Source organism: Streptomyces sp. 8L (assembly GCF_020176795.1).
In the GTDB taxonomy this organism is placed as follows: Bacteria; Actinomycetota; Actinomycetes; order Streptomycetales; family Streptomycetaceae; genus Streptomyces.
On record NZ_JAIUKE010000044.1, the window covers coordinates 1 to 16,539 of the forward strand.

A 16,539-nucleotide genomic window follows, 5' to 3' on the forward strand; every position below is an offset into this window, starting at 1 on the left:
GCCCTGCGGGCCTTACGCTGGAAGGCAGCCCTGCCGTCTGCCCCGTGAGGTGTGCCATGTCCCCACGCCGCAACCGCCCCCGCGGCGGCGAGAAAGCGACCGGCCAGGACACCGGTGAGAGCGGCTCCCGCTACGGCGGCTTCCAGCGCACCGAGTCCTGGCAGGGCGAGGAGTGGGCGGTGCGGCACGTGGCGGGCGCGAGCGCGGCGGGCAAGCGCTACCGCTGCCCCGGCTGCGACCAGGAGATCCCCTCCCATGTGCCGCACGTGGTGGCCTGGCCCGAATACGGCGGCGTGGACGACAGGCGCCACTGGCACCAGGCGTGCTGGAACGCGAAGGACCGGCGCGGGGCCCGGATTCAGCGCTCCCGCAACGCCCCGCGGTACTGACCCGGGGGCTTCCTCGGATGCCCGCAGGCCCTCGGGGAGACGGCGCTACGAGCCTCCCTCAGACGTGTCGCGCCCCAGGCGTCGCGCCCCAGGCGTCGCGCGGCCTCAGACGTCGTGCCTCAGGCGTCGTGCCTCAGGCGTCGCGCGGCCTCAGGCGTCGCGACGGTCGAGGGCCGTGTACGCCCCGCCCATCGCCAGCGCCGTCACGACGAGCACGATCCACAGCGAGACCCAGGCGCCCGGGCCGGGCCCGGAGTCGATACTGCCGAGCCCCGGGTAGAAGGACGCCAGCTGGCTCGGGATCGAGTACGTCAGCAGCGCCTCGCCCACCGGCTCCAGCGAGGAGATCAGGAACAGCGCGAGGACCAGGGGCAGCAGGACCACGCCCAGCATCGCGGTGATGGCGCCTGCCGCGTGCTTCACCAGCGCGCCCAGCGCCTGCGCCAGCACGCCGAGCAGCGCCATGTAGAGGCTCACCCCGACCGTCGAGGAGATCCACTCGGTGCCCGGCGGGCTCGACGTGTCGAGGATCACGACCTGAAGCACGGACGTGACCAGCGTGAGCGCCAGCATCAGGGTGAAGACGATCGTGAAGTAGACCGTCGCCTTCGCGGTCAGCACCCGGGCCCGGCTGGGGCAGGCGGTCAGGGTCGTCCGGATCAGGCCGGTGCTGAACTCGCTGGAGAACGTCAGCACCCCGAGCGTGACCACGCAGACGGTGCCGAGCAGCACCCCGAAGAAGCCGAACGACAGCGTCGTGGAGGAGCTCCGGTCCGAGTCGATCGAGGTCGAGGCCACGGCCCAGACGATCACGAGACCGATGCCGACGACCGAGAGGACGAGCCCCCCGAGCGTCCACACCGTGGACCGTACGGACCGGATCTTGGTCCACTCGGAGACGATCGCGTCACCCAGGTGGGCCCGGCGCACCGGGATCGGGGACACGTAGCCGCCCTGCGGACCCGGTTCCCGCTCCTGGGCGGCGTGCGGCGGGTACGGGGCGGTCATCGCGTGTCCTTGTCGGGTTCGGGGGCCGGGAGCGGAGTGCCGTCGGGTCCCGCGCCGGGCCGGCCGCCCGACGCCCGGGCCTCGCCGTGGCCGAACCGGGGGTCCGCGCTCGACGGCGCGGGCGGCACGTACCACCCCTGCGACGGCACGTCGGGCACGACGGGCGGCTCGTAACCGCGCTCCTCCTGCTCGAAACCGGCCAGTTCGTCGTCCGTGGAGCGGTAGTCGACGGTGGCCTGCGTCATCCGCATGTAGGCCTCCTCGAGCGAGGCGTGGTGCGGCGAGAGCTCCCACAGCCGGATGTCCGCCTTGTGTGCGAGATCACTGATGCGGGGGAGGGGAAGGCCGGTCACCCGCAGCGCCCCGTCCGGCTCGGACAGCAGGCCGCCGCCCGCGTCACCGAGTGTCGCGGCGAGCCGCTCCCGCAGCCCGGGCTCGTCGTCCGCGACCCGTACCCGCGCGAAGTCGGCGGAGTTGCGCGCGATGAACTCGTCCACGCGCATGTCGGCGAGCAGCCGGCCCCGCCCGATGACGATCAGATGGTCGGCGGTCACCGCCATCTCGTTCATCAGGTGCGACGAGACGAGGACGGTGCGCCCCTCCGACGCCAGCCGCTTCATCAGCGTACGGACCCAGTAGATGCCCTCGGGATCGAGGCCGTTGACCGGCTCGTCGAACAGCAGCACCTGCGGGTCGCCGAGCAGCGCCGCCGCGATGCCGAGCCGCTGCCCCATGCCCAGGGAGAACCCCTTGGAGCGCTTGCCCGCCACGTCCCGCAGCCCGACCACGCCGAGCACCTCCTCGACCCGCGAGGCGGGGATTCCGGAGAGCTGCGCGAGCGAGAGGAGGTGGTTGCGGGCGCTCCTGCCGCCGTGCACGGCCTTCGCGTCGAGGAGCGCACCGACCGTGCGCGGCGCGTTCGGCGTCTGCCGGAACGGCTGACCGCCCACCGTGACGGTGCCGCTGGTCGGCCGGTCGAGGCCGACGATCATGCGCATGGTCGTCGACTTGCCCGAGCCGTTGGGGCCGAGGAAGCCGGTGACATGGCCGGGGCGCACCTGGAACGACAGATCGTCCACCGCGGTCTTGGCACCGTAGCGCTTGGTCAGGCGGACTGCCTCGATCATCTCCAGCCCCATCGACGGGTCGGCTCTCGGAACTCGGCTCTCGGAACAGAGAGGATATCCGCACCGGGGAGGCGGCGGCCAAAACCGCCGCCTCACGGCCGCCGGGGCCTGCCGCCCCGGGCCGTGCGGTCCCGCGGGCCGGGCCCCCGCGGCGGGCGCTGCCGCGGGGACCCGGCGGCGCCTCGCTCAGGCGTCGCGCTTGCGCAGCACCAGGTAGCCGCCGATCAGCGCGGCGACGACCCACGCCGCCATGATCGCGAAGCCGGCCCAGGGACCGTACGGCACATGGCTCCCGCCCTGCGCGTCCGGCACCACCTGGAGGATCTTGGACCCCGCCTGGTCGGGGAAGTACCGCGCGACGTCCTTCGCCTTCGGTACCGCGGAGAGGATGTTGGAGACCAGGAAGAAGAACGGCATCAGGATGCCGAGCGACAGCATCGAGCTGCGCAGCATCGCCGTGACGCCCATCGAGAAGACCGCGATCAGGCACATGTAGAGGCCGGCGCCGACCACGGCCCGCAGCACGTTCGGCGCGCCGAGGGTCGTCCCGCCGTCGCCCAGCAGCGCCTGGCCGAGGAAGAACGTGATGAAGCCGGTGATCAGACCGACCACGAGCGCGAGCAGACCGGCCACACCGATCTTGCCGAAGAGGAACGTGGCGCGGCGCGGGACCGCCGCGAGCGAGGTGTGGATCATGCCCGAGCTGTACTCGGAGCCGACCACGAGCACGCCGAAGACCACCATGGCCAGCTCACCGAGCGTGATTCCGGCGAAGCTGATCAGCGTCGGGTCGAAGTGCCTGCCGGGGCTGGCCAGAGAGGTCGCCACGGCGCCGATGCCCGCGGTGGCGACGAAGGCGAGAGCCAGCGTCCACGTGGTGGACGACACTGTCCGGATCTTGGTCCACTCCGACTGGAGGACGGCCGGTACCGAAGACATCGTTCAGGCTCCCTTGTCGCGATTGCGCCGGTCCCGGCTGTCGTTCCAGCCCTGTCCCCAGGTCCCGGGGGCCGCGGGCGGCTGCTGTCCCGCTCCCTGCCCCGGTCCCGGCCCCCACCCGGCTCCCGGCGGCACCTGGCCCTCGGGAGGCTGCCCGGGCGGCACTTGTCCCGGCTGTACCTGGCCCGGTGGCACCTGTCCCGGCGGCATCTGGCCGGGAGCGGCGCCGGGGGGCAGGGCCTCGCCGGGGCCCGTGTGCGCGTGGTACTCCACCGACTCCGCGGTCATCTGCATGAACGCCTCCTCCAGGGAGGCCCGCTGGGCACTGAGCTCGTGCAGCGTGATCCGGTGCGTGGCCGCGAGCTCGCCGCGCGCCTCCGTCTGGGCGCCGTCGACCTCGAACGCCCCGCCGTCCACCTCGGTTGCCGCCAGCCCGGCCCCGCGCAGCGCGTCCCGCAGCTGCTCCGGCTGCGGGGTGCGGACCCTGGCGAAGCTGCGCGAGTTCTGGTGGATGAAGTCCGCCATCGACGTGTTCGCCAGCAGCCTGCCCTGGCCGATCACGATGAGATGGTCCGCGGTCAGCGCCATCTCACTCATCAGGTGACTCGACACGAAGATCGTGCGGCCCTCCGCCGCGAGCGCCTTCATCAGCGTACGAATCCAGTGAATGCCCTCGGGGTCAAGGCCGTTGACGGGCTCGTCGAACATCAGGATCTCGGGGTTGCCGAGCAGCGCCGTCGCGATGCCGAGCCGCTGGCCCATGCCGAGCGAGAACCCCTTCGACTTGCGCTTCGCGACCGCCGTCAGGCCGACCATGTCGAGGACTTCGTCGACCCGCCGCCGCGGGATGCGGTTGCTCTGCGCGAGACACAGCAGATTGTTGTAGGCGGTGCGCCCGCCGTGCATGGCCTTCGCCTCGAGCAGCGCCCCGATGTGCTTCAGCGGGTCGGACAGCTCGTGGTACGACGTGCCGTTGATCCGGACCGAACCGCTGGTCGGGTTGTCGAGGTCCAGCATCATGCGCATGGTGGTCGACTTGCCCGCGCCGTTCGGCCCCAGAAAACCCGTCACCACGCCCGGCCGTACCTGGAACGAGAGATGATCGACCGCCAGTTTGCGGCCATAGCGTTTGGTGAGCCCTTCGACCTCGATCATGCGGCCCAACCTAGGCGCGCGCAAAGCCCCCCGCCCCCGGGGGGGGGGGGGGCTGACACAACCGTTACCGAATGGGCCCGAACGGTCTGCCGGGCGTCAGCGGGTCTGCTGAGCCGGCACACCGCGGGAGATGGGCTCGTCCTCGGCCGGAGTGCCGGCGGCGGCCACCGCGGCACCGGTCAGCGACGCCAGCATCTCGCGGACGTTGGTCAGCTGCGCGTTGATCGAGTCGCGGCGGTTGGTGAGGGCCGCGAGCTCGCGCTCGGAGTCGCTGCGGATACGGTCGGCCTTCGCGTTGGCGTCGGCGACGATGTCCTCGGACTGACGCTGCGCCGTCTCCACCGTCTGACGCGCCCTGCGCTCCGCGTCCGTACGCAGCTTCTCGGCCTCCAGGCGCAGCTGCTCGGCGCGGTGCTCGATCTCCGCCAGGCGCTTCTCCGCCTTCGCCTGACGCGACGCCAGGTCGCGCTCCGACTGCTCGCGGCGCTTGGCCAGGTTCGTCTCGAAGTCCGCGGCGGCCTGGGCGGCCTTGGCGCGGGTCTCCTCGAACAAGGCGTCGGCCTCGTCCCGCTTGGACTGGGCGTCCTTCTGCGCCTCGGCGCGCAGCGTGGAGGAGTCGCTCTTCGCCTTGTCGACGATGCGGGCGCCCTCGTCCTCCGCCTTCGCCTTGCGCTCGGCGGCGAACGCCTCGGCGTCGTTGCGTACCTGCTGGGCCGCCGACTCGGCGAGCTCACGGTGCTGCTCGGCGGCCCTGCGGGCCTCTTCGCGCAGGTCCTTCGCCTCCTCCTCGGCGAGGCGGAGGATCTTCTCGACCCGGGCACCGAGACCGGCGTACGACGGTTCGGCGTCGGTGACCTGTGCCTGGGCGTTCTGCGTTTCGAGGTGGAGTTCCTCGATGCGCTTTTCCAGAGACGTGATCCGGGACAGCGCGCTGTCCCGGTCGGCGACGAGTTTGGTAATGCGGTCGTCCACCTGACCGCGGTCGTAACCACGCCGCACGAGCTCGAAGCCGAAGGGAGAGGAAGTGTCGCTCATGGGGTTCCTGTCGAAAGAGAGCGGTGAGGTGATAGAGGGAATCCTAGGGGTCGATGCGGCGTGTCAACGCGGCGATGCAGCTTTGATATGCAGAATCACCAGCCTTTCGAGTGGTTCGATCCTGACGAGCCGTCCGACGGCTTACCATCGCTAGCCGTCCGACGGCTTGCCGTTCGAACGCGTCGTGCCCGCTGACGCCCCCGCCTTGACGGGGCCGTCCTTGCCGGAGGCGCCCGGGCCCTCGAACGACAGCGCTTCGAGTACGTCCTGGACCCGGGAGATCTCGGCCTGGATGTCCGAGTGTCTGCGCGCCAGGATGTCGAGCTCGCGCTTGCCCTCCGAGACCATCCGCTCGGCGTCCCGGCCGGCGTCGGCGCGCAGCTGCTCGGCCTCCCGCACGAGTCCGGCCTTCTTCTGCTCGGCCTCCTTGAGCAGACCCTCGGCCTTCCTCACCGCGGCGATCCTGACCTTGCCCGCCTCCGAATTGGCGTCGGCCAGCAGCTCCTTGGCCTTCTGCTCGGCCTCGGCGCGCTGCTCGCTCGCCGCCTTCATCAGAGTATCCACCCGCTCACCGACCGTCTTCAGCTGCTCCGAGGTTTCTCTCCTCGCCCGCTCGTGCAGCTCCTCGATCTCGGCGTCGACCCGGGCGCGCGCCTCCTCGGCCCGCTCGCGCAGCGCCGCCGCGTCCCCACGCGCCCCGACCAGCAGTTCGTCCGCGTCGGTGCGGGCGCGCTCCACCATCGTGTTGCCCGCGACGGTGGCCTCCGCCGTGATCCGCTCGGCCTCCGTACGGGCCGCGCCGACCATCAGGTCCGCCTTGGCCTCGGCCTCGGTGGCCACGCGCAGCGCTTCCTCCTGGGCCTTGTTCATCAACTGGTCGGCCTGCTCGGCCGCGTCGGAGCGGCGCTTGGCCGCGTCCTTGCGCGCCTCGTCGAGGAGGCGGTCCGCCTCCTGCTGCGCCTCGGAGCGCAGCCGCTCCGCCTCCGCGTGGCCCTCGGTCCTCGCCTGCTCCGCCTCGGCGCGCATCCGCTCGGCCGCCTGCTGCGCGGAGCCGACCGTCTCGGCCGCCGCCGCGCGCATCCGCTCCGTCTCGTCGGTGGCCTCCGCGACCAGGCGGTCGGCCTGCACCGCCGCCTCGGAGCGCATGCGGTTGGCGTCCTCGCGGGCCTCCGCGCGGCTGCGGGACGCGTCCTGGTCCGCCGCCGCGCGTGCGTCGGCCGCCTCGGTCCGCAGCCGCTGCGCGTGCGCCGTCGCCTCCGTGCGCAGCCGGTCCGACTCCGCCGCCGCCTCGTTGACGGTCTGTTCGGCGAGCGCCTGCGCCGCGTCGGACTCCTCCTGTGCGCGGGTACGAATCCGGTTCGCGTCCTCGGTGGCGCGCTCCCGCTCGGCGTAGGCGTCGGCGCGTACCCGGTCGGCCTCCTCCTGCGCCTCGGTACGCGTACGGTCCGCGGCGTGCTCCGCCGCGGAGCGCAGCCCCGCGATGTCCTGCTCCGCCTGGTCGTGCAGGCCCGCGACCGACTCCCGTACCTCCCGCGCGGTCTGCTCGGCCGCCGCGACGGTCTCGCTCGCGCCGCGGTCGGCCTCCTCCGCCAGCCGCTGCGCCTCCGCCTGCGCGTCCTCCACGCGCTTGCGGGCCGCGGCGAGCAACTCCTCGCTCTGCTCCCGGGCGTGCTCGCGCTCCCGGCCCGCCTCCGCGCGCGCCGACTCCAGCAGCTCGTCGGCCTCGCGGCGGCGGCGGCCGGCCTCCTCCTGCGCGGCGGACAGCGCCTCCGCGGCCTCGGTACCCACCCGTTCGGCGGCGGCCGCGGCCTCGCTCCTGATCCGGTCCGCGCTCTCCTGCGCCTCCGTCTTGAGCCGCTCGGCCTCCGTGACGGCCTCGGTACGCATCCGCACGGCGGCGTTCTCCGCCTCGGCGCGGGACGCCGAGGCCTCGGCCGCCGCCTCCGTGCGCAGCCGCTCGGCCTCCTGCTCGGCCTGCTCCCGCAGCGACTTGATCCGCTCCGCGCTCTCCCCGCGCAGCCGCTCGGTCTCCTCGGCGGCCTCGCGGCGCAGCCGCTCGGCCTCGGCGCGCGCCTCGGTGAGCGCGGACTCGGCGGACTCCAGGCGCGCTTCGGCCTCCGAGTGGAGCCTCGCCAGCTCGCCCGCCGCCTCCGACTTGCGCGTCTCGACGCCGCGTTCGGTCTCCTCGCGCAGCCGCTCCGCGGCCTCCTCGGCGGCCGTCTTCGTCGCCTCCGCCTGCTCCTCGCCCTCGGCGAGCAGCCGTTCGGCCTCGGTACGGGTGCGCTCCAGGGTCTCCTCGGCCTGCCGGCGCAGCGTCGTGGCGCGGTCGATGGCCTCGGTGCGTACGCGCTCGCTCTCGGCCGTGGCGGCCGAGCGCAGCTCGTCCGCGTCCGCCCGGGCCTTCGTCAGCAGCTCCTCGGCCGACTTCGCGGCCTCCTCGATCTGCTGGACGGCCTCCCGGCGCGCCTCGCCCCTGATCTGCTCGCCCTCGGCGACCGCCTCGGACCGCAGCTGCTCGGCCTCGCCGCGCAGCCGGCGGGCCTCCTCCTGGAGCTCGACCGTCTTGGCCCGGTACTCCTTGGTGTCGTCCTTCGCGGCGCCCTTGAGCTGGTCGGCCTGCTCCGCGGCCTCCTCGCGCAGCCGGTCCGCCTCGGCCTCCGCCTCGCGGCGGATGCGCTCGGCCTCCTCGCCCGCCTTGCGCCGGGTGCCCTGGGCGTCGTCGGACGCCTTGGTCAGCACCTCGTCCGCGGTCCGCGCCGCCTTCGCGAGCTGGGCCGCCGTGTCCTCGGCCGCCGCCGACCTGGCCTTGTCCGCGGCGTCTGCGACGAGCTTCTCCGCCTCGGCGCGCGCGTCCGCGAGCACCTGCTCGGCCTCCGCCTTGGCGGCCTCGGCCTCCTCGGTGGCCTCGCCGACGAGCCGGGCGATCTCGGCCTTCGCCGTACGGGTGCGCTGCTCGTTCTGCGACTCGGCCCCGGCGAGGCGCTTGACCGCGGCCTCCTTGGCCTCGGCGACGACCTTGTCGGCCTCGGCGCGCGCCTCGCGCAGCCGCTCCTCGGCGGCCTGCATCCGCTGCTCGGCGGCGCGGCTGAGCTCAGCCGCCTGCTGGCGCGCCTGCTCGGCCTCGGCGGCCGTGGTGGTGCGCAGCTGCTCCGCGTGGCTCGTGGCCTCCTGGGCCTGGCTGGACGCCGCGTTCAGCAGCCGCTCCGCGTCCCTGCGGGCCCGCAGCAGCGCCGCCTCGGCCTCGCTCCGTGCCGACTCCGCCTCGGCGGCGAGGCGCTGGCGGGCCTCCTCCGCGGCGCGGGCGGCCTCGGCGCGCGCCGCGGCCAGCGCGCGCTCCGCCTCGGCGCGCGACTCGTCCATCAGGCGGCGGGCCTGCGACTCGGTGCGGGCCCGCAGCTGCTCGGCCCATGCGACGTTCTCGTTGACGTGGGACTCGACGGTCTGCCGGCGCTCGGCGAGCTCCTGGTCGAGGCGCTGGCGCCGCTGGACGGCCTCGGCGTGCAGCTCGGCCTGGAGGCGTGCCTGGTGCTCGGCGTGCTCCTGGAGGATGCGCTGGGTCTGGGCGCGGGCGTCCCGCAGCTCACGCTCGGCGTCCGAGCGCAGCTGGTCGGCCTGCATCTGGGCATTGCGGAGCATCTGTTCCGCCTGGTAGCCCAGATCGCCACCGTCGTAGGAGGAGGGCCTCATCGCGAGGTTGCGGCGCGCCTCGTGGAGCTTGGCGCGCAAGACCTCGACCTGGTAACCGAGGTCCTCGGCGTGCTGGACGGCCTTCTCCCGCGCGGTCCGCAGCCGGTCCATCTCGGCTTCGATCCGCGAGAGCTGGTCGTCAGCCCGGTGGCTCTCCTGGCGTTCGTAGCCCCGCACTGCGCGGTCCCATCCGTCCCCTGGTCGCAACTCTGCTGAGCGAGCACCGTCCTAGGTGAACGGCCCCCCGGGGGAATGGTGTCAGATCATCGGTGGGGGCGCCGCCCCGGCCCGGCCCCGGCCCGGAGCGGCCCACTCTACCGGGCCCGGGACGCCCGGGGTCAGTGCTCCGTGGCGGAGGTGACCAGTTCGGTGAGGACGCCGTGGCAGTCCTTCGGGTGAAGAAAGGTGATACGTGACCCCATCGAGCCCGCCCTCGGCTCGTCGTAGAGGACCCGTACGCCCTTGTCCCTGATCGCCTCGGAGTCGCCGTCGACGTCGGCGGTGCCGAACGCGATGTGGTGCACGCCCTCGCCGTTCTTGGCCAGCCATTTCCCGACGGCCGAGTCCTCCCGTACGGGTTCGAGCAGCTGGAGGTACGAGGCGCCGCCGTCCGACGTGCCGTTGACGCGGAGCATGGCCTCGCGCACGCCCTGCTCCTCGTTGACCTCCGTGTGCAGGACCTCGAAGCCGTAGGTGGACCGGTAGAACTCGGCGGTGGTGTCGAGGTCGCGGCAGGCGATTCCGATGTGGTCGATACGCGTCAGCATGGAGACAGTGCAGCGCGGCGGAGGCGGTCACGCAACGTGCGCGCCGTCACACGGACGGGCCGGTGACCGATGTCCGTACCCGCCGGTACATTGGAAGTTAACCGGCGTTCACGGCGGCCCGCGCCGCGACCGGCACCACCGGCCGCTGTCCGTGGGGCCACCGTTCGTCCGGCCGTCGGCCGCTGTTCACAGGGTCACCGCACGCACCGCAGAGAGCATCACCACACGCACCACCATCATCACCACCACCGCACGCGCACCGCCGCAAGCCGCACCGAAGCTTCACCGTACGCACCACCGCACGCACCGCCGCATGCAAAGGGGTCCCGGCTCATGTCCGCTTCGCACACCACCACGTCCGTGATCGTCGCGGGCGCCCGCACGCCCATGGGGCGCCTCCTGGGATCGCTCAAGTCGTTCTCGGGTGCCGACCTCGGCGGCTTCGCGATCAAGGCCGCGCTGGAGCGGGCGGGCGTCGGCGCCGAGCAGGTGGAGTACGTGATCATGGGGCAGGTGCTCCAGGCCGGCGCGGGCCAGCTGCCCGCCCGGCAGGCCGCGGTCAAGGCCGGCATCCCGATGACGGTCCCGTCGCTGACGATCAACAAGGTCTGCCTGTCCGGCCTCGACGCCATCGCCCTGGCGGACCAGCTGATCCGCGCGGGCGAGTTCGACATCGTCGTGGCCGGCGGCCAGGAGTCCATGACCAACGCGCCGCACCTGCTGCCGAAGTCCCGCGAGGGCTACAAGTACGGCTCGCTCGAAGTCCTCGACTCCATGGCGCACGACGGCCTCACGGACGCCTACGAGGACATCGCCATGGGCGCCTCGACGGAGAAGCACAACACCCGGCTGGGCATCGAGCGCGCCCCGCAGGACGCGTTCGGCGCGCGCTCCCACCAGCGGGCCGCCGCCGCCCAGAAGAACGGCGTGTTCGAGGCGGAGATCGTGCCGGTCGAGGTCCCGCAGCGCAAGGGCGACCCGGTGGTCTTCGCGCAGGACGAGGGCATCCGCCCCGACACCACAGCCGAGGGCCTCGCCAAGCTGCGCCCCGCGTTCTCCCCGGACGGCACGATCACGGCCGGCACGTCCTCGCAGATCTCCGACGGCGCCGCGGCCGTCGTCGTCATGAGCAGGGCGAAGGCCGAGGAGCTCGGTCTCGAATGGCTCGCGGAGATCGGCGCGCACGGCAATGTCGCGGGCCCGGACAACTCCCTCCAGTCACAGCCGTCCCACGCCATCGAGCACGCCCTCTCCAAGGAAGGCATCGGCGTCGGCGACCTCGACCTGATCGAGATCAACGAGGCGTTCGCGGCCGTCGCCGTACAGTCCATGAAGGACCTCGGAGTCTCCCCCGACCTGGTGAACGTGAACGGCGGCGCGATCGCCCTCGGTCACCCGATCGGGATGTCCGGCGCCCGCCTCGTGCTCCACCTCGCGCTGGAGCTGAAGCGGCGCGGTGGCGGCGTGGGCGCCGCCGCGCTGTGCGGCGGCGGCGGCCAGGGCGACGCGCTGATCGTGCGCGTCGCCCCGTAGCGGTCCGGTGGCGAACGGCGGAACCGGCAGAAGCACGGGAGGATCAGGGCTGTGGTGGACGTCTCCGAGCTCGTGGCCCAGGCACGGGAGGGCAGGCCGCGCGCGGTGGCGCGGCTGATCTCCCTGGTCGAAGGGGCGTCACCGCAGCTGCGTGAGGTGATGGCGGCGCTCGCGCCGCTGACCGGCGGCGCGTACGTGGTCGGGCTGACGGGCTCGCCCGGCGTCGGCAAGTCCACCTCCACGTCCGCGCTCGTCACCGCGTACCGCAGGGCCGGCCGGCGGGTCGGGGTGCTGGCGGTCGACCCGTCGTCGCCGTTCTCCGGCGGCGCGCTGCTCGGCGACCGGGTCCGCATGTCGGAGCACGCGTCCGATCCCGGCGTCTACATCCGCTCCATGGCCACGCGCGGCCACCTCGGCGGGCTCGCCTGGGCCGCCCCCCAGGCGATCCGCGTGCTGGACGCGGCGGGGTGCGAGGTGATCCTGGTCGAGACGGTCGGAGTCGGCCAGTCCGAGGTCGAGATCGCCTCGCAGGCGGACACCTCGGTGGTGCTGCTCGCGCCCGGCATGGGCGACGGCATCCAGGCCGCCAAGGCCGGCATCCTGGAGATCGGGGACGTGTACGTCGTCAACAAGGCCGACCGGGACGGCGCGGACGCCACGGCCCGCGAGCTCAACCACATGCTCGGCCTCGGAGAGTCGCGCGCGCCGGGCGACTGGCGGCCCCCGATCGTCAAGACGGGCGCCGCGCGCGGGGAGGGCACCGACGAGGTCGTCCAGGCGCTGGAGAAGCACCGCGCCTGGATGGAGGAGCACGGCGCGCTGTCCACGCGCAGGACCCGCAGGGCCGCGCGCGAGGTGGAGACCATCGCGGTCACGTCGCTGCGGGAGCGCATCGCGGACCTGCGCGGCGACGTGCGCCTGGACGCGCTGGCCGGCCGGGTGGCCGCCGGTGCACTGGACCCGTACACGGCGGCCGACGAACTGGTCGCGGGGGTCACGGCCCCGGGCGCGTAGCCGCCGGGGAGCGCGGGGGCTTACGAAGGCGTACGGGGCGGGGCGTGCGCGGCCCGGGCCCGTAACGCCCGTGTAGCCCCCGTAGCGGGACTCCCCGCGACGGCCTGCCCCGCCGGTCACCCAGCCGCGCGCAGCCAGGCGGCCGCCCGTGCCGGAGCGGTCAGGCGCACCACCCGCAGTGGTGCGAAGCGTGCCGCGCGCGTCCTGCGGGCTATCTCCGCGCGCCGGTCGGCATGGCCCCGCCATGCCGACCAGGCGGGGTGGTCGCGGGTCAGCCACTCGGCCCAGGTCTCGCGGTTCCCGCCGAAGATCCGTTCCCGCAGCAGCGATCTGCGCAGGGAGCGGCGCAGCACGCGCGGCATGATCACGCGACGGGGGTAGTCCAGCCAGACGATCGTGTCGGCCTTCTCCCACAGGACGTCTCTGACCTCGGGATAGCCGAGCGAGTCGATGATCCAGCGGGGGCCCGCCGCGATCCGCGCGACCTCCTCGGCGAAGCCCTCGTTCACCCGCCAGCCGGGGCCGCCGAAGTACAGCGCGTCCATCTCGTGGTGCGGCAGCCCCAGTTTGCGCGAGAGGGCGCCCGCCATGGTCGTCTTGCCGGCGCCGGTGCTGCCGACGACGAGGACCCGTCGCGCGGCGGGCGCCTCGCCGTCCCCCGCTCCTGTGGTGTCGGTCATGGGGGACAGCCCATCACGGTCGGCCGCCGGGTGAAGGGCCGGCCGCGATCGTCGCCGCCGTCCTCGTGCCCCATGGCCTCGCCGTCCGCCGTCGCAAGGGCGTCGCCGGCGCCGGTCTCTGTGGCCGTCCCGGTCCTAGGCGCTGTCGTCCCGGTCGCTCCTGTCGTCGTCCCCCTCGTGGCCGCCGTCGTGGTGGGGCCGTGCCGTCACGGCACCCGTCCGGGCGTCGACCCGCAGGTCGCGGTGCCCGCCGTGCGCGGGACGCACGCCGACCTCCCAGACACCCGCGTGGTGGTCGTCGACCTCCACCGACGTCACGGTCCCCGGCACCGCCGTGCGGGCGGCGCGCGCCGCTTCTGACGCTGTCAGACGGGCACCGGCGAGGGACGCGAGGCCGTCCCCGTCGTCGCCCGGGTCGCGCTCGTCCTTGCGTACGGCGCCGGTCGACGCGTCGATGTCCAGTTCGTGCGCGGCGCCCCGGCCCTTCGTGCGCAGCTCGACCTCCCAGAGGCCGCCGCCCTCCCGCTCCACCGAGACCACGGTCCCGGGGTACGCCCGCTGCGCGGCGCGCGCGGCCCCGTCCGCCGTCAGCGGGCCGCCCGCGCCGGTGGCCGGGCCCGTGCCCGCCGCCGGCGTGCTGCTTCCGCTCGCGCTCGCGCTTGTGTCCGCGCCGCTGCCGCCGTCGCCGCCCGTCAGCGCCACCGCGCTGTACGTACCGCCGCCGACCAGTACCGCCGCTGCCACGGCCGCGATCACGATGTTCCGCTTCATGCCGGTTCTCCTCTCCTTCGAGAGTTCCTCAGGGGTCCCGGGAACTGGGGGGATACGGGCATCACCGTGCCCGGCGCACCCTGAAGGGAGGCTGAAGGAACCTGAAGCGATCTTCAGGTCCGGTCTGCGAGGCTGGTCGGCATGCGATTGCTGATCGTGGAGGACGAGAGACGGCTGGCACGCTCGCTGGCGGGTGGGCTCGCGGCCGAGGGCTTCGCCGTCGACGTCGTGCACGACGGGCGCGAGGGGCTGCACCGCGCGGCCGAGGGCGTCCACGACCTGGTCCTCCTCGACATCATGCTGCCCGGCCTCAACGGCTACCGGGTCTGCGCCGCGCTGCGCGCCGCGGGCAACGACGTGCCGATCCTCATGCTCACCGCGAAGGACGGCGAGTACGACGAGGCCGAGGGCCTGGACACCGGCGCCGACGACTACCTGGCCAAGCCGTTCTCCTACGTGGTCCTCGTCGCCCGGATCAAGGCGCTTCTGCGGCGGCGCGGCGCGACGGGCCCCGCACCGGTGCTGCGGCTCGGCGCGCTGAGTGTCGACACGGCCGCCCGGCGCGTGCACCGGGGGGACGAGGAGGTCGCGCTCACCGCGAAGGAGTTCGCCGTGCTCGAACAGCTCGCGGTGCGCGCGGGCGAGGTGGTCGGCAAGCCGGAGATCCTGGAGCACGTCTGGGACTTCGCGTACGAGGGCGACCCCAACATCATCGAGGTGTACGTCAGCGCGCTGCGCCGCAAGCTCGGCGCCGCCAGCATCGAGACCGTGCGCGGCGCGGGCTACAGGATGGCCCGGCCGTGAGGTGCCCGCCGGCGACCGTACGGTCCCGGGCGGCGCTCGGGACCACGGCCGTCGTCGCCGTCGCGCTCGTCGCGGCAGGCCTCGCCGTGCTGCTCTCGCTGCGCGCGAACCTGACGGACCAGGCGGAGCGCCAGGCGGACGACACGGCCCGCACGGTGGCGCTGACCGTCGCCTCCCGGACCCCGGACGCCGCCCTCTACGCCCGGTTGCCGCTGCCGGACGACGACGACCGGCCGGTGCAGGTCACCACCGAGGACGGGCGGGTGCTGGCCGTGTCGAAGGACCTGGAGAGGATCAGCGGTACCGGTACGGACGCGGTGCGGCCCCGGCCGACGGGGCCGGCGTCGGCGGCGCGATCGGGCGGGCCGGCCAACGACGGCCACAGCGACCACGGCGACGCGAGCGACGAGAGCAACGAGAGCGACGGTGGTGACGGTGGTGACGACCACGAGGGCGACGACGATCGCGGCGGCCGCAGCGGCGGCGAGGGAGAACCGGCCGTCGGCCGCATCTCCGACGACATCGACCACGACTCGGGCCGCGCCACCGTCGACGGCGACACGGCCGACTACCGGTTCGCCACCGTCGGGGTCACCGACCGCGACGGGCGGACGGTACGTGTGCACGCCGGCGCGTCCCTGGCAGCCCGGGGAAGCGCGGTGGGCACCGCCGCCGCGGCGATGCTGGCGGGAGGACCGGTGCTGCTTGCGGTGGTGTGGGCCGTGACGTGGCTGGTGACGCGGAGTGCCTTCGCGCCCGTCGAGGGCATCCGCCGCGAGATGGCCGCGATCACCGCGTCCGGGGACCTGTCGCGCCGCGTCCCGCAGCCCGCCACGCGCGACGAGGTCGCACGCCTCGCCCGTACGACCAACGAGACGCTGACCGCGCTGGAGGCCGCGGTCGAGCGGCGGCGCAGGTTCGTGGCCGACGCCTCCCACGAACTGCGCAGTCCCATCGCCTCGCTGCGCACCCAGCTGGAGGTCGGCTCCGCCCATCCGCAGCTGCTGGACGTGGACGGCGCGGTCGAGGACGCCGTACGCCTCCAGCGGCTCGCGGCCGACCTGCTGTTGCTCGCCCGGCTCGACTCGGGGGAGCGCCCGGCCGGGGCGCGGTTCGATCTGGCCGCTCTCGTGAGGGAGGAACTCGGGCAGCGCACCGGCGACCGGCTGCCGGCCGTCTTCGGCGGGGACGCGCCCCCGGCCGCCGAGGTCGCCGGGTCGCGGACGCAGCTGGCCCGAGTGCTCGGCAACCTGGTCGACAACGCCCAGCGGCACGCCCGCACACGCGTCGAGGTGTCGCTACGGCGGGAGGCGGAGGGCCTGCTCCTCACCGTGGCCGACGACGGGGCGGGCGTGCGGCCCGAGGACCGGGAGCGGATCTTCGAGCGGTTCGTACGCCTCGACGAGGCGCGCGGCCGGGACGACGGGGACGCGGGGCTCGGACTCGCGATCGCCCGGGACGTGGCGGCGCGGCACGGCGGGCGGCTCACGGCGGGTGCGGGGGGGGCCGGCGGCGCGGGGGCCCGCGCCGAACCGGGGGGGGCCGAACGCGAACCGCGCGGGGGCTAAGCGGGCTATCGCCTCGACCACGGCCTCGGGGCCGCGCTCCCGGCCGGTCGGCCGGCGGGCCT

Annotated in this window: 14 protein-coding genes; 5 read left to right on the top strand and 9 right to left on the bottom strand. The window is 73.8% G+C overall.

Going from position 1 to position 16,539, the window contains the following annotated elements:
- Positions 1 to 56: 56 nt before the first annotated feature.
- Positions 57 to 389: an ATP/GTP-binding protein gene (locus tag LCE31_RS05990; RefSeq protein ID WP_225012918.1), complete on the top strand. Its 333-nt coding sequence runs from the start codon at positions 57 to 59 to the stop codon at positions 387 to 389.
- Positions 390 to 539: 150 nt separating this feature from the next.
- Here the strand turns inward: LCE31_RS05990 and LCE31_RS05995 are convergent, their stop codons facing one another.
- The 7 genes from LCE31_RS05995 to mce form a co-directional block, all read right to left on the bottom strand.
- Entirely contained in the window at positions 540 to 1,397 is an 858-nt protein-coding gene (locus LCE31_RS05995) for an ABC transporter permease (protein ID WP_225012919.1), read from the bottom strand.
- Positions 1,394 to 2,524, bottom strand: a complete 1,131-nt coding sequence (locus LCE31_RS06000; protein WP_225012920.1) for an ABC transporter ATP-binding protein — start codon at positions 2,522 to 2,524, stop codon at positions 1,394 to 1,396. The genes LCE31_RS05995 and LCE31_RS06000 overlap by 4 nt, the downstream gene beginning before the upstream one ends.
- A 186-nt stretch (positions 2,525 to 2,710) precedes the next feature.
- Positions 2,711 to 3,463, bottom strand: a complete 753-nt coding sequence (locus tag LCE31_RS06005) for an ABC transporter permease subunit (RefSeq protein WP_225012921.1) — start codon at positions 3,461 to 3,463, stop codon at positions 2,711 to 2,713.
- A gap of 3 nt (positions 3,464 to 3,466) precedes the next feature.
- Positions 3,467 to 4,618 carry an ABC transporter ATP-binding protein gene (locus LCE31_RS06010; protein WP_225012922.1) on the bottom strand — a complete coding sequence of 384 codons (1,152 nt, stop codon included), beginning with the start codon at positions 4,616 to 4,618 and terminating at the stop codon, positions 3,467 to 3,469.
- A gap of 96 nt (positions 4,619 to 4,714) precedes the next feature.
- Positions 4,715 to 5,653: a cellulose-binding protein gene (locus tag LCE31_RS06015; RefSeq protein ID WP_225012923.1), complete on the bottom strand. Its 939-nt coding sequence runs from the start codon at positions 5,651 to 5,653 to the stop codon at positions 4,715 to 4,717.
- 150 nt (positions 5,654 to 5,803) lie between these two features.
- Positions 5,804 to 9,517 carry a polarized growth protein Scy gene (gene scy / locus LCE31_RS06020; RefSeq protein ID WP_225012924.1) on the bottom strand — a complete coding sequence of 1,238 codons (3,714 nt, stop codon included), beginning with the start codon at positions 9,515 to 9,517 and terminating at the stop codon, positions 5,804 to 5,806.
- Between the two features lie 161 nt (positions 9,518 to 9,678).
- On the bottom strand, positions 9,679 to 10,107 hold the full coding sequence (mce, locus tag LCE31_RS06025) for a methylmalonyl-CoA epimerase (RefSeq protein ID WP_225012925.1): 429 nt from the start codon (positions 10,105 to 10,107) through the stop codon (positions 9,679 to 9,681).
- A 333-nt stretch (positions 10,108 to 10,440) separates the two neighbouring features.
- Here mce and LCE31_RS06030 point away from each other — a divergent pair, with 333 nt between their 5' ends.
- The gene (locus tag LCE31_RS06030; RefSeq protein ID WP_225012926.1) at positions 10,441 to 11,640 is read left to right on the top strand and encodes an acetyl-CoA C-acetyltransferase; all 1,200 of its coding nucleotides are present in this window, start codon (positions 10,441 to 10,443) and stop codon (positions 11,638 to 11,640) included.
- A 51-nt stretch (positions 11,641 to 11,691) separates the two neighbouring features.
- Positions 11,692 to 12,654, top strand: coding sequence for a methylmalonyl Co-A mutase-associated GTPase MeaB (meaB, locus tag LCE31_RS06035; protein ID WP_225012927.1), 963 nt, complete (start codon positions 11,692 to 11,694; stop codon positions 12,652 to 12,654).
- A 116-nt stretch (positions 12,655 to 12,770) separates the two neighbouring features.
- Here meaB and LCE31_RS06040 read toward each other — a convergent pair whose 3' ends face one another.
- Together LCE31_RS06040 and LCE31_RS06045 are read right to left on the bottom strand one after the other, a co-directional pair.
- Positions 12,771 to 13,334, bottom strand: a complete 564-nt coding sequence (locus tag LCE31_RS06040) for an adenylate kinase (RefSeq protein ID WP_225012928.1) — start codon at positions 13,332 to 13,334, stop codon at positions 12,771 to 12,773.
- Between the two features lie 135 nt (positions 13,335 to 13,469).
- Positions 13,470 to 14,105: a PepSY domain-containing protein gene (locus LCE31_RS06045; protein WP_225012929.1), complete on the bottom strand. Its 636-nt coding sequence runs from the start codon at positions 14,103 to 14,105 to the stop codon at positions 13,470 to 13,472.
- A 141-nt stretch (positions 14,106 to 14,246) separates the two neighbouring features.
- Between LCE31_RS06045 and LCE31_RS06050 the strand changes: the two genes are divergently transcribed.
- Together LCE31_RS06050 and LCE31_RS06055 are read left to right on the top strand one after the other, a co-directional pair.
- Positions 14,247 to 14,909, top strand: coding sequence for a response regulator transcription factor (locus LCE31_RS06050; RefSeq protein WP_225012930.1), 663 nt, complete (start codon positions 14,247 to 14,249; stop codon positions 14,907 to 14,909).
- The gene (locus tag LCE31_RS06055) at positions 14,906 to 16,477 is read left to right on the top strand and encodes a sensor histidine kinase (RefSeq protein ID WP_225012931.1); all 1,572 of its coding nucleotides are present in this window, start codon (positions 14,906 to 14,908) and stop codon (positions 16,475 to 16,477) included. Before LCE31_RS06050 ends, LCE31_RS06055 begins: the two co-directional genes overlap by 4 nt.
- Positions 16,478 to 16,539: the final 62 nt, after the last annotated feature.